This window comes from Pedobacter sp. TM02 (genome assembly GCF_059705275.1).
Map to the genome: position 1 here is coordinate 626,126 of NZ_AP046530.1, position 13,144 is coordinate 639,269.

Annotated in this window: 14 protein-coding genes; 5 read left to right on the forward strand and 9 right to left on the reverse strand. The window is 46.0% G+C overall.

Annotated features, from left to right (window positions below; genetic code table 11):
* Window positions 1–69: 69 nt before the first annotated feature.
* Complete coding sequence (gene cdaA, locus AC6H1S_RS02785; protein WP_199136803.1) at window positions 70–861, reverse strand: diadenylate cyclase CdaA; 792 nt, start codon at window positions 859–861, stop codon at window positions 70–72.
* 69 nt (window positions 862–930) lie between these two features.
* Window positions 931–1,785: a dihydropteroate synthase gene (gene folP, locus AC6H1S_RS02790; RefSeq protein ID WP_497566015.1), complete on the reverse strand. Its 855-nt coding sequence runs from the start codon at window positions 1,783–1,785 to the stop codon at window positions 931–933.
* A 54-nt stretch (window positions 1,786–1,839) separates the two neighbouring features.
* On the opposite strand from folP, the gene AC6H1S_RS02795 reads away from it, so the two are divergent.
* From AC6H1S_RS02795 to AC6H1S_RS02815, 5 genes are read left to right on the forward strand one after another with little or no spacing between them, the layout of a single operon-like run.
* Window positions 1,840–2,382, forward strand: a complete 543-nt coding sequence (locus tag AC6H1S_RS02795; protein ID WP_199136807.1) for a DUF1599 domain-containing protein — start codon at window positions 1,840–1,842, stop codon at window positions 2,380–2,382.
* Between the two features lie 53 nt (window positions 2,383–2,435).
* On the forward strand, window positions 2,436–3,587 hold the full coding sequence (locus tag AC6H1S_RS02800) for a BT_3928 family protein (RefSeq protein WP_497565037.1): 1,152 nt from the start codon (window positions 2,436–2,438) through the stop codon (window positions 3,585–3,587).
* 2 nt (window positions 3,588–3,589) lie between these two features.
* Window positions 3,590–4,645, forward strand: coding sequence for an ABC transporter permease (locus tag AC6H1S_RS02805; RefSeq protein WP_497565038.1), 1,056 nt, complete (start codon window positions 3,590–3,592; stop codon window positions 4,643–4,645).
* A 1-nt stretch (window position 4,646) separates the two neighbouring features.
* Complete coding sequence (locus tag AC6H1S_RS02810) at window positions 4,647–5,081, forward strand: DinB family protein (RefSeq protein ID WP_497565039.1); 435 nt, start codon at window positions 4,647–4,649, stop codon at window positions 5,079–5,081.
* Window positions 5,078–5,584 (forward strand): shikimate kinase, encoded by a 507-nt coding sequence (locus AC6H1S_RS02815; RefSeq protein WP_497565040.1) that lies wholly within the window; start codon window positions 5,078–5,080, stop codon window positions 5,582–5,584. Before AC6H1S_RS02810 ends, AC6H1S_RS02815 begins: the two co-directional genes overlap by 4 nt.
* A gap of 57 nt (window positions 5,585–5,641) precedes the next feature.
* Here AC6H1S_RS02815 and AC6H1S_RS02820 read toward each other — a convergent pair whose 3' ends face one another.
* The 7 genes from AC6H1S_RS02820 to dacB form a co-directional block, all read right to left on the reverse strand.
* The gene (locus AC6H1S_RS02820) at window positions 5,642–6,040 is read right to left on the reverse strand and encodes an acyl-CoA thioesterase (protein ID WP_199136817.1); all 399 of its coding nucleotides are present in this window, start codon (window positions 6,038–6,040) and stop codon (window positions 5,642–5,644) included.
* A 106-nt stretch (window positions 6,041–6,146) separates the two neighbouring features.
* Window positions 6,147–7,850, reverse strand: a complete 1,704-nt coding sequence (locus tag AC6H1S_RS02825; RefSeq protein ID WP_497565041.1) for a M28 family peptidase — start codon at window positions 7,848–7,850, stop codon at window positions 6,147–6,149.
* Window positions 7,851–7,992: 142 nt separating this feature from the next.
* On the reverse strand, window positions 7,993–8,439 hold the full coding sequence (locus AC6H1S_RS02830) for a DoxX family protein (RefSeq protein ID WP_199136821.1): 447 nt from the start codon (window positions 8,437–8,439) through the stop codon (window positions 7,993–7,995).
* 146 nt (window positions 8,440–8,585) lie between these two features.
* Window positions 8,586–10,568, reverse strand: coding sequence for a beta-N-acetylhexosaminidase (locus tag AC6H1S_RS02835; protein ID WP_497565042.1), 1,983 nt, complete (start codon window positions 10,566–10,568; stop codon window positions 8,586–8,588).
* A gap of 38 nt (window positions 10,569–10,606) precedes the next feature.
* Window positions 10,607–11,077, reverse strand: a complete 471-nt coding sequence (locus AC6H1S_RS02840) for a hypothetical protein (RefSeq protein ID WP_497565043.1) — start codon at window positions 11,075–11,077, stop codon at window positions 10,607–10,609.
* A gap of 36 nt (window positions 11,078–11,113) precedes the next feature.
* Complete coding sequence (locus tag AC6H1S_RS02845) at window positions 11,114–11,623, reverse strand: GNAT family N-acetyltransferase (protein ID WP_199136825.1); 510 nt, start codon at window positions 11,621–11,623, stop codon at window positions 11,114–11,116.
* A gap of 111 nt (window positions 11,624–11,734) precedes the next feature.
* Window positions 11,735–13,144 carry a D-alanyl-D-alanine carboxypeptidase/D-alanyl-D-alanine endopeptidase gene (gene dacB / locus AC6H1S_RS02850; protein ID WP_497565044.1) on the reverse strand — a complete coding sequence of 470 codons (1,410 nt, stop codon included), beginning with the start codon at window positions 13,142–13,144 and terminating at the stop codon, window positions 11,735–11,737.

The following is a 13,144-nucleotide window of genomic DNA, read 5'->3' on the forward strand; positions in this document are numbered from 1 at the left end:
CCTTTTTTGTTTGGTCTTGAGCGGAAACGGGAGATAGGTCTCATAACTGGCAACTGCTAGCCCGCAACCTTAAAAATCCTTGTTCAGTAGTTTTTCCAGTTCTCCAAAAGAAACATTCATGCGCACGCGGCCCTGCTTGGCATAGGCAATCTCGCCGGTTTCCTCAGAAACGATTACCGCAACGGCATCGGCGGTTTCCGAAATACCAATGCCGGCCCTGTGGCGAAGGCCAAACTGCGGTGGCAATTTATCGTTGTCGGTGAGAGGCAGGATGCAACTGGCGCTTTTGATCTTGTTTTCTGCGATCACCACGGCACCATCGTGCAGAGGGCTGTGTTTTTGGAAGATGCTTTCGAGCAGTCGCTTCGAGATTTTCGAGTCGATGATTTCGCAACTATTGGTAAAAAGCTCGTCATCGTAAAACTTTACAAAGACAATCAAGGCTCCGGTTCTCGATTTTTTCATGCTTTTGCAGGCATCGATAATGGGTTTGATGCGTAGCAGGTTGTCTCTTTCCCTGTCTTTGCTGCCAAACAAATAGCCCCACCAGGCCTTGTTCTTCTGCAAAAACGTGCTTTTGCCAATGTGTAGCAAAAACCGTCTGATTTCTGGCTGGAAGATGATGATCAAAGCCATGATGCCCACGCTGATGAACTTGTCTATAATTTTAGAGAGCAGGTCCATGTGGAGCCCCTTTACCACTTGGTAAAAAATGAGGATGATGAACATGCCCAGCAGGAGGTTTACGGCCAGCGTATTCCTGATCAGGCTGTAAACGTAATAGATCAGGATGGCTACCAGGATGATATCTATGGCACTGGCCCAGCTAAATTTTAGGAAATCAAAGTCGAAGCTCTTCATCGTTAGCAATATAAGAAAATATGGTCAATTGTTCATGGCCGCTCAATAGCTAACCGGTAAATGTGTGGGTTAGGTGGTAGCCAGGTTCACCAGTTTAATGCATTCGAGTGCCTCTTTTACATCGTGCACCCTTAAAATGGCAGCGCCTTTGAGCAAAGCAATGGTGTTGAGTACAGTGGTGCCGTTCAGGGCATCGGCGGCTTTGTTGTGCAGCACTTTGGTAATCATCGATTTTCTGGAGAAGCCAGCCAAAACAGGCAACCCAAAACTGTTGAGCACCTGCAGCTGCTGCAACAGTTCGTAATTGTGTGCAGTGGTTTTGGCAAATCCAAAGCCTGGGTCTATGATAATATCCTTGGCGCCCAGCTGTTTTAATTCGGCTATCTTTTTGTCGAAATATTGAAAAACCTCCAGTGCAACGTTTTCATAACTTGGGTTTTGTTGCATGTTTTGAGGCGTGCCTTTCATGTGCATCATGATGTAGGGTACCTGTAGTTCGGCAACCGTAGCAAACATCGTTTCGTCTAAGCTGCCCCCCGCAATGTCGTTGATCAGGTGTGCGCCGGCCAAAATGGCTTCTTTGGCTACTCGTGCCCTAAAAGTATCGATAGAAAGCAAAGCCTCCGGAAATGTTTTGGCTAAAGCTTCAACTACCGGAATAAGGCGTTGCAACTCTTCGTCGGGACTGATGTCGGTCGCACCGGGCCTCGACGAATAGGCACCGATATCGATAAATTTTGCACCTTCGTTTAAAAAGGTTTCGGTTTTGTGCAAGGCTTCCTCCAGGCCTGCCGCACGGCTTTTGCCATAAAAAGAGTCGGGCGTTAAATTGAGGATTGCCATCACCGCCTGACCGTTCAGTTCAATCGGTTTGCCTTTGCTATTTAGTGTTGCTTTTCGGTTTAAAAACGTATCTTTAGCCATCATTTAATGCAAAAATAGGCATTAACCCAGCTTTAAACTAAATATTTTATTGTTTTGGCCCATAACACAGCAAAAGAGTACGAAGAGGTAATAGCGGTATGCAAATCGCTTTTTTTAAAGAAGACAAAAGATTATGGTACGGCCTGGCGTATTTTGAGGCCGGCCTCTATAACCGACCAGATTTTTATCAAGGCGCAACGCATCCGTACGCTTGAAGAAAAGAAGGTTTCGAAGGTGGGCGAGGATGTGACTTCGGAGTATATCGGCATTGTAAACTATTGCGTAATTGCCATGATGCAGCTCGATCTTACCGAGCAAGATCCCCTCGAACTGGGGGTAGAAGCGGTGGAAAAACTTTTCGACGAACGCGTTAATGGTACCAAAGAACTCATGTTTGCCAAAAACCACGATTACGGCGAGGCCTGGAGGGATATGCGCATCAGTTCTTTAACAGATCTGATCTTAATGAAAATTTTTAGGGTGAAACAAATTGAAGATAATTTGGGACAAACTGTAGCTTCGGAAGGCATCAATGCCAACTACCAAGACATGCTGAACTATGCCGTATTTGCCCTGATCAAATTAGGCGTTAAATAAATGAATGAATTCGTTGTGCCCCAGGCCAGCGAAAACGGTTAAAATTACTGATTATGCAAAAAATAGCTTTAAACTTTTCGAGATGGTTTGTAGGGGTTTTGTTCATTTTCTCAGGTCTGATCAAACTGAACGACCCACTGGGTTTTGGCTATAAGCTTCAGGAATATTTTGAGGTTTTCCATATTACTTTTCTGAGCAACTGGGCAACAGGTATCGCCATCATCTTATGTGTGCTTGAAGTTTACCTTGGCGCTTTGCTGCTCTTTGGCTTTTGGCGAAACCAGGTCACCAAAGGCTTATTGGGACTGATTATCTTTTTTACCTTTCTTACCTTTGTGTCGGCAGCCTTTAAGGTGGTTACTTCTTGTGGTTGCTTTGGCGATGCCATTCCGCTTACGCCTTGGCAGTCATTCGGCAAAGACCTTATCTTATTGATTTTAATCGTTTATCTTTTCATCAAGCGTGAAAAAATACAACCGCTCACCCAGCATTCGGGTTGGCAAAGTGGCTTGTCTACGGCGGTTTTGGTGGCTTCGGTTGCATTCGGCATGTTCACTTATAATTACCTGCCCATCATCGACTTTTTGCCTTATAAAGTGGGCTCTAATATTCCAGAGTCGATGAAGATTCCTCCAGGTGCGCCACAAGACGAGTTCCTGATCATGTACCAGCTTAAAAACAAGGCAACCGGCGAAGCCAAAACCATGAGCGATAAAGACTACATGAAGCAGGAGGTGTGGAAAGACGACAATTGGGAAGTGGTGGGCACGCCCGAGAAGAAACTGATTAAAAAAGGCTACGACGTCAAAATAAAGGATTTGGTAATTACCGATGCTTCGGGAACCGACTATACCAAGGAACTGATCGAAAATCCCTATTACAATTTGGTGGTCGTAGCTTATGATTTGAAGCATACCGACGAAAAAGCCATTGCCGAAATCAATGCCCTGGCACTCAATGCCACCGAACAATTCAATGTGCGTACGGTTTTGCTCACGTCCAATTCGGCGCAGGAGGCACAAGCCTTTAGCAAGCGGATGAAGCTTTTTATGGAAGTATTTTATGCCGATGCCGTGCCCCTGAAAAGCATGGTAAGAGCAAACCCAGGGGTCATGCTCTTGAAAAATGGCACCATTGTCAACAAATGGCATTACCATACTGTGCCTTCATTCGAAAAATTGTCGGCCCAATATCTCAGTAAATAGCCATGGGACGTTACGCCATCAGAAAATTTTTATATGGTTTGGCCGTCATGGCCGGCGTTATTTCGGTGGTGTTTGTGCTGTTCAATATCCTGCCGGGAGATCCCGCTCGTATGACCATGGGGCAGCGTTCAGATGTGCAGTCGCTGGAAGCCGTGCGCAAAGAGTTTGGTTTGGATCGCTCCAAGCCCGTTCAGTTTCTCCTGTATTTGAACGATTTAATGCCGGTTAGCATCCATTCCAATACGGCCGAAAATCAGGAGAAATACCATTACCAGAAACTTTTTACAACCGGTACAGATGTTGTCGTGCTCAAAGTGCCTTACCTTCGCCGGTCCTATCAAACCAAGAGAGACGTAACTACCATTCTTTCGGAAACCGTACCCAATACTTTTGTGTTGGCTTTAACCGCCATGATATTCGCCACATTAATTGGGGTGTTGTTAGGGGTAGTTTCGGCGGTACATCAAGGTACATGGATTGATAAATTGGCTAATTCTTTTGCCATTTTGGGCATTTCGGCACCCTCTTTCTTTGCCGGTATCATCATTGCCTGGCTGTTTGGCTTTGTACTGGCCGATTATACGGGTTTGAACATGAGCGGCAGCCTGTACAGCTACGATCCTTTTAAAGGCCAGGTAATTACTTGGCGAAACCTCTGGTTGCCCATGATTACCCTCGGTTTGCGCCCATTGGCCATTATTGTACAGCTTACCCGCAGCGCCATGCTCGACGTGCTGGCGCAAGACTACATCAGAACGGCCAAGGCCAAAGGTTTGGGCCGCTATGCCATCATTTATAAGCACGCCTTAAAAAATGCCTTAAATCCGGTAATTACCGCAGTTTCGGGCTGGTTTGCCTCTTTGTTGGCCGGTTCTTTCTTTGTAGAATATATTTTTGGCTATAACGGCTTGGGTCGCACCACGGTTACCGCTTTAGAAATGTCTGATTTTCCGGTCGTGATGGGCTCCATCCTGTTTATCGCCTTTGTATTTGTGGTGGTTAATATTTTGGTCGATTTGTTGTATGCCTGGATAGACCCAAGGGTTAAACTTGCCTGATATGCTTGCAGAACTTTTAAACTATACCACTAAAGCTGATGTCATCGTTATGGCCGCGTTGCATGAGGCAGATTTGCCCGAAGCCGATAAGCTGTTTAGCCATGTGCTCACGGCGCAACATATTTGGGCCAAACGGATTTTGGGAGAGCAACCCGAAAAAGGGGTATGGGAAGAACAACCCAAAGTCGTTTTTGAAGCGCTAAGCGCCGAAAACGCCAAACTGTTTGCTAAGATTTTGTCTACACGGCAATTCGATGAACTGATCCACTATGCAAATTCCCATGGAAAATTTGAAAACAGCCTGCAGGATATCCTGTTTCATGTGGTGAACCATTCTACCTACCATCGGGCGCAAATTGCAACGATGCTCAAAAAAGCTGGAAAAATACCACCAGTAACCGATTTTGTAATATTAAAAAGAACAAACCAATTATGATAGTTTTTTTGGTGGGCTTTATGGGCTGCGGCAAAAGTACCAAAGCCAAGCAATTGGCACATCGGCTCGATTGCCCGGTAATCGATTTAGATGCCGTTATGGTAGCGCGTGAGGGACAAAGCATTGCTGATTATTTTGCGTCGCATGGCGAAGCCGCTTTTCGCGAACTCGAAAGCCAAACACTAAAAACCTACGCTTATCCCGAAACCTGTATCGTGGCTACCGGTGGTGGCTTGCCTTGTTTTTTCGACAATATGGATTGGATGAATGCGCATGGCATTACGGTTTACCTGCAAATGACCCCACCACAGTTGGTTTCGCGCTTGCATAACCGCGAGAAAAGACCCTTGCTTAAAGGCATGGATGATGAGCAGCTGCTCGAGTTTATTATCAAGAAACTGGACGAAAGAAATGCTTTTTATAACCAAGCCAAAGTAATCGTCAATGCTTTCGATTTGGATGCAGAAAAACTGGAGGAAGCCATTCGTTTGCAGGATATTTAAAACTTCGTTGAGAAACTGCTAATTGTTTGGCTGCGCCCGTGCCCAAGGGTCGACCAATTAGCTGCCCAGGTCTTCGAACTGTTCGTCTATATATTTGATTTTTGTTTTGCCATGTGGCGTTGGATCGCCGTAATCGTTAATGTTAACGAAAACGATCTTGTCGATGGTCAGGATGCTCTTTCGGGTAATTTTGTTCCGAACTTCGCAGCACATGGTAATAGAGGTGGTGCCAAAAGCAGTAGCCGTAATGCCCAATTCAATGATGTCACCCTGTTTGGCCGAACTTACAAAATTGATTTCAGACATGTATTTGGTAACCACTTTGGGGTTCTCCAGTTGGACGATGGCATAAATAGCGGCTTCTTCATCAATCCATCTTAGCAGGCTCCCACCAAACAGCGAACCATTCGGATTGAGGTCTTCGGGCTTTACCCATTTGCGCGTGTGAAAATTCATAGACTATCGGTTTTTCACGAATATAACAAAATCAGCGCAAGGCAGTTTCAGTGCCATGTAAAGAAAAAGAGAGCTTGTTCAACTCCCTTTCCTTATGCTAAGCAACTTATTTAAGCTCGCTGATATAGGCCTGTGTTTGTTTTTCTACTTCCAGCGTGGCTACTTTAATAGCCGAACCTACTTTGGTGGTTTGTGGCTTAACGGCCATGTTGCCAATGGTGGCAAGGGCATCGGTGTACCATTTGCCCCAAACTTGCAGAATGTGCTGCTCATCAGCAGTGACTTTGCCTTCGGCAATGGCTTTTTTGCTCAACTCAAACTCGGTTTTAAGACGCACCAAGGCATCCGATTTTACTTGGGCTACAGTTTTCATAGCTGTATTTTCATTGGCTGTAACTAAAGTAAAGCCAGCTGTAAGGGCGCTCACACCTACATTTTTCATGGTAGTGGCCGAAACTTTGTCGATCCTGTCGTTATCGGTATGGTAAAATACATCGGTAAAGTGCCACATCAACAAGCCTGGAATTTTGTTTTGCAGGAACGGTGTATGGTCGCTGCCCCCTTCAAAAGGATTGTAATTAACCGTCCAGTTGGCAAATTTGCCCTGCGCTTTGCAAATGTCGAAGATAAAATCGTTGTAATAATGTGGGAAGAGGTCTTTTTCTTTCACATCGCCAGCACCCCATTCGGTATGTTTATCATTGCCGCGGGTCCAGATGGCCGATGGGTCAGGCATTTTTTCGATCAGGAAAGAGCCACCGGTTTTTTGGGTGTCTTCGCCCACCATGTCTAAGCTCATGCCCCACATAATGCCCTTGGCACGTGCCGCATCGTCGGTAATGTACCTGCCTGTCGATACAATTTCATCGCCCCATAAAAAGGTAAGCGTGCGTTGCGGCTTAAATTTGCCCGATTTAACCAAAGAAGCCGTTAGACGAGCCATTTCGGCCAAGGTGCCTACGCCGCTGGCATTGTCGTTTGCACCCGGTTCTTGCACATGCGCGCTGTACACAAAGCGTTCGTTAGGATTTACGCTGCCCTTTACATTGGCTACCAAAGTCAGTTCTTCGGCTTGGTAAATCTTGGTTTGGATATTTACTTTCAGCTCTACTTTTCCCTTAAGGCAGGCGGCTTTCAGTTTTTCTTTTACGCCATACGACAGCAACAACGACCAAACGCTGGAGTTGGCAGGCATGCTGCCAAATTGAATAGAGGTTTGGTGTTTTTCGGGCTGCGTATATTTAGGCATCGAATAACCCATTACGCCAATGGCACCAGCTTTTGAAGCAACACTTAGCAATCGGCCGGCTGAGGCATCGGCAAATACGATCTTGCCTTTCAAGTCTTTGCCTTCCAAATCCTGCGCGGTGCCCTTGCCGACAAAAACAACTTCGGCCGTAATACCTGTAGCGGGGGTCGAAGGGCAGTTGATCGGTATCATGTTGCGGTTGGTTTTGAAAGCAATGAGGGGCTGGGTCTCGCCAATCAGGGTTACGCTGGCATCAACCGGCTCCCAAGTATTGCGTTTCATGGGGCGTTTTTCTATGCGATAGGTCAGGGGTGCTTCAAATTCGTCGGCTTTCTGCTCTGTAAAGCCTGCTTTTTTCAAGATGCCTTCTACATAATGGATACTGGCATTGAAACCCGTATTGCCAGGTACGCGAAAATATTGCTCTACAAATGCGGTGGTGGCATAGGCGTTTTTTTCGTTAAAGCCGGCACGGGTCAGTTTGAAGTAATCGTCGGTTTGGGTTTGTGCGATGCTGGTCGAAATTTTGAACAGCAAGGCAAAGAGTAGGAATTTCTTCATGATTGTTTCTTAAAACGGAAAGTTAGCAAGTTTATCGTTAACCTGCGCTATGGCCAACGTAAAATATAGCAGATAAACAACCATGGACAAAACAATAACCATCCATGCCAGGCATAGATTTTTGTGGATGAGGAATTAAGGACTAAACCCGTTTGTACTTGATCTGGTGGTCGACCGAAAAAGGGCCGGAGCCAACTACCCAAAACAGCACCAATAGGCAAAGTACGATAAGCGATAGCCAAAGTTCTGAATTAAGGGCTGAAAAGCCGTTTGAAATGTTGACGAACAATACCGCGCAAACCAGGATTGGAATCTGGATAACGACGGCAAAACGCGTAACCAACCCAATGGTAATCAAAATTCCGCCCACCAAGTGCGCAAAGGCAACGAGGTGTATGGCAATGCTCGACATCATTTCGGAAAATCCGAATACGCTGTTCTTAAATAAAAGTTCCTGCTGATGGCCTGTGTCGCTGATTAGCGCTATGCCTTTGCTAAAGATGATGAGACCTAATACAATGCGGACTACATCTAGCCATTTGGCGCGATGCGAATCGCCCCAGTGCTCAACTTTTTGGATAACGTTCATAATAAACCTCCTTTTAAAGCTTACATCAAGTTACGAAAAATATTGAGTTAAACAAAACCAAACGGTGCTTGATTTAAATTGTTGAAAAATAAAGGATTAGCAGTTGCATGAAAAAGCCACAGACTGATTGGGTCTGTGGCTTTTTATTATCGTTTGCCTGCTCTTTTTTCGAGCTCTTCTATCGGCATGTTCATCATCCGGCCAACCGGCGTTTTGCCTCTGTAGGTAATTACTTTCAATACCTTGGCATCAATTGGTGGCACCAAAGGTCCATTATATTTTGGATAGAAACGGTCTGGAAACGAGTTGTCGAAACTGTAATACATGTCCAGGCCATCCACCTCTGTACTCAAAGTAATCAGCAAATTGCGGTCGGCAGTTCTCCTTACGGCAAATATCGGGTCGTAAACGCTTGGTGCGTATTTGGTTTCGGCCACATCCAAACGTTTAAAGTGTTGTTCGGTGCGGGCAAAGAAATTGGCCCAGTTCTTTTTCTCTTTTGGCGACCATACCGACTCGGCAATGGCAAATCCCCGTGGCCAGGTCATGTATTCGGCCTGACGGATGTTGTACACCTGCTCGGTCCACAAATTGGCTTGTCCGCCTTTGATAAAGGCCGGATTTACGCCATCAGGTACCGGATCAAACTCATACGATTTGCTCAAACGCAACGAAGCATACACACGAGGCTCGGTAATGGCATCGGCCTGCATGTAATCGATATAGGCATATTGTGTAGGGCTCATCACCACTTCATGGCCTGCTTTGGCTGCTTCAGTTCCGTATTTCATGCTTCGCCAGCTCATTACCGCTGCGCTTTGCGATACACCACCTTCTAAAACTTCATCCCAGGCCATGAATTTTTTGCCTTTCGATTGTACGATTTTCTCTACCCTGCGTTCAAAATAGCCCTGTACTTCAGGAATGGTTTTCAGGCCTTCCCGTTTCATCAGCTCTTTAACCTGGTCGTTCTTTTCCCAAAAATTATGAGAAGCTTCATCGCCACCCATATGGATATATTCGAAAGGAAAAAGCTGCGCAATCTGCGAAATTACGGTATCTAAGAAAACATAAACCTTTTCGTTGGCCGGACAAAGGGTATTGTCAACCAAAGCAATAGGCGGGGCACCGCGGCTCCAATCCATGATTTTCTCGCCGCTGCGTACTTTGTAGTTAACGGCGTCTGGCGTGCACGAAAGGTCTGGGTAAGAAGCAATGGCGGCCAAGCTATGTCCAGGCACATCAATCTCGGGCAGGATATTCACAAAGCGATCTTTGGCATAAGCTACCAGTTCTCTAATATCGTCTTGAGTATAAAAACCACCATAGTTACGGGGTTCATCGGGTGTTGGCGGAATAAAATCGCCAAAGCTGCCTACGCGTTTTACGTTCCAGGCACCTACTTCGGTCAATTTTGGTAAACCTTTGATTTCGATTCTCCAGCCTTCATCGTCGGTAAGGTGCAGGTGCAAAATGTTGTATTTGTAGCGCACCATGGCATCAATGTATTGTTTTACCTCTTGCTTGGTAAAGAAATGGCGGGCAACATCAAACATCAATCCCCTCCAGCCCAAGCGCGGGTAATCGGTAATTTCGGCACAAGGCATCGTCCATTTTATGCCTTTTACTTCTTCTTTGCTCTCAATTTCCTTGGGCAGCAGCTGCAATAAAGTTTGCACGCCATAAAACAGGCCTGCAGGCTTATTGGCCCTGATGGTTACCTGTTTTGGCCCTACGTTTAAGCGGTAGCCCTCCATGCCTATGGCGGCATCGTTGGTTTCGTTAATGATCAGTTTAATGGTGGCGGTAGCCGATGGGGTGCTGATGGTGCTTACATAATAGCCGGTTGGCGTTGACAAACGTTCCTGTAAAAAGGCGATAGTTTGTTTCAGCTCTGGCGATTTATGGGCCTGGATGACAATATTTGCGGGCAAAACAAAATGCCCGGCTTGTTTAATAATGCTTACCGGTTCTGGAATGATGGCAATTTCGCTATTGGCCATGCTTTCGGTTTCGCCAGATGTCTCCATGTCGGTACTGGCTAGCGTTGGACCGCTACCTTCGGCAGATTGTGCAAAAACATGAAGGTTAAAGAGCAGGAACAGAATAAAAGATAAGCTTCGTTTCATTGAACTGATTAAATTGGATAGAATGAAACCGCAATTTATTAATTTTTAGGGGAATTAGCAGGATCGTTTTTGCGAAAAAGATAGGCCAAGGGCAAGCCGATGCAAAGTACTAAAATCAAACAATTGACCAATCCGGCCGACCAGGAGAAGGGAATTTGTGGTGCCCTTGTGCTTGGCACGATAATCAGGTTCATCAGCAACCAAATCAAAAGACCATACAAAATGGCAATCAGCCAGATGTTTTTAAACCATTGCCATAATTTGGGGTAAAGTAGCGCAAATAACACCGTAAATGCCAAAGCAATGAGGTAATGAAACAAAAGACCGGCCAATGCGGTAAAAATGCCACCGTTCATGGCTTCCTGGCCAAATACCGCGCTGGCAATGTACTGGAGTACAAGGATTACATTTTTCCCGGTTTTAAGATAGAAGTTAATGAAGGCGGCCAAAATATCCAATGTGCCCACCAAAAGGCCAGCCTTGAAAATGAGCGATAAGTTTTTGTGCATCTTTGCAAGTTAGTAAACCTAAAAATAACAATTGATTTACAAAACCGCAGGCTTCCGCACGGCATAAATCAGCTCGTCGTAAACCGTTCCGTTTTTATAAAACGTACCTGCCAGCTCTGCTTCTAGCTTAAAGCCTGCTTTTTCCAGTACGCGTTGCGATTTGATGTTGGTATCAAAGGTCCGTGCAAAGATACGGGTCACCTCAAAGGTCCTGAAACCATAGTTTAGCATCAGTTTTACCGCCTCTGGTACAATGCCCTGGCCCCAATATGCTTCGGCAATCCAGTAGCCCATTTCAGCATTTTTGCAATAGAAATCCTGTTGCGGGTGTACGCCGATAGAGCCTGCAGCTTCTCCGTTTACCACAATGGCGAATATCTCTTGGGGAGTGGCCGATAAAGCCAGATTGATAAAGGCAATGCCATCATCTTGGGTATAAGGAAAAGGAAATTTGTTGCTCAGGTTTTTGGCAATGTTGTAATTGTTGGCATGTTTAACCAAGCTGCGCAAGTCGCTCAGTTGAAATGGTCGGAGTTCGAACTGCATATGGAGACGTTGTTTGGGTAATGGGTTTTCAAGGTAACAAATAAAGGGGCCATTAGTTCGTTGGCCGCTAGATTCAATGGAATGTTAGTGCGAGCCTGTTGTTTGCCAGGGCTATTTTAGCGCATCGAGTACCTTGAACAGCTTTTTGCTAATGCCCGAACCGTTGTAATTGTTAATGTTAATGACTGCAATATACTTGTTACCGTTTTTATCGGTGTAATAGCCCGCATAGGCCGATACATCGTTAATGGTGCCGCTTTTGATCTTCATGCCGTTGTATTCGGGCAATGAATTGTAATAGGCTGGAAACCAATCCTCTTTTTGTGCCTGAAACAAGATGCTGGCCATGGCGGCGGTGGTAACCCGGGTGCCCGGCGAAAGTCCGCTGCCATCTAAAATATTCAGGGCATTTTTGTCGATGCCCTTGGCGGCCCAGAAATTAATAACCGAAGCTGCGCCGTTTTTGGTGCTTGGCGTTTTTCCCAGCTTCCAGGCCATGGTTTTGAGCAGCTGCTCACCATAAAGATTGATGCTCTTTTTGTTGAACCAGTATACGATTTCGCTCAGGTCGGGCGAGCTTAATGTAGCAAGTTTTTGGGCAATAGGGGCTACGCTTTTGTTTTCCAAGGCCAATCTACGTGCTGTAGTGGCTTCTTTGGTGCTTTGGATGTTGAGCCTTAACAAAGTGTCCTGCAAACGATAGGCGGCCTCAAAAGCTGGGTCGGGCAGGGCTAAGGAAATACCGGCCTTGCTAATGGCCATTCCCCAGGTGCCTCTTAAATAAGCCGTGTAGCTGTAGGGAGGCAAAAAGGAATAAGCATTGTCGCCAGAGCCATTTACGCCTGTTTTTAATTCGTTTACAATGTTGAGGTAAGGCATTGCGGGTACGGTTTCGAGTACCTTTACATCATTTCCAGGGGCTGTGCCAGGCTTTAAATGCACAACGAACTGGTTTTCACGCCAAGCCAGCGCCGAAGTACCCGCCCCATAATAGTTGCCCATGTCTTGCCAAATCCAGCCTTCGGGCATCGATTGGGTACCGAACAGGCTATCGTCGCCAATTACCGAGCCTTCTATTTTTTTGATGCCCGCATTTCGTATGGCCCCAACCCATTGGTTTAAAACCACGTTTTCCTTACTTTGTGCATAACGCCAAGAGCCCAAGGTAGGATCGCCGCTGCCTATAATCACCAAATCGCCCTGCAAAGTGCCGTCGGCAGTAATTTTGCCCGTGTAGGCCAATGTAGTCTGGTACCTGAAGTCTTTGCCCAAAACGCTAAAGGCCGTTGCCGAGGTAATGGTTTTCAGCGTAGAGGCCGTAGCCAGTCCTATGTTCTCATTCTTGGCAAAAATTACCTTGCCCGTTTGGGCATCCAGCACACAAAGCGAAGCGATGGCATATTTGGCTTGGTCGTCATTCATCAAATTGCTGTAAGCCTGCTCCAGTTTGGCCACAGTATTTTGGGCGAAACCGTTTAACGAGAAGAGTAAGAATAATAAAGCGGCCTTGTATGTTTTCAT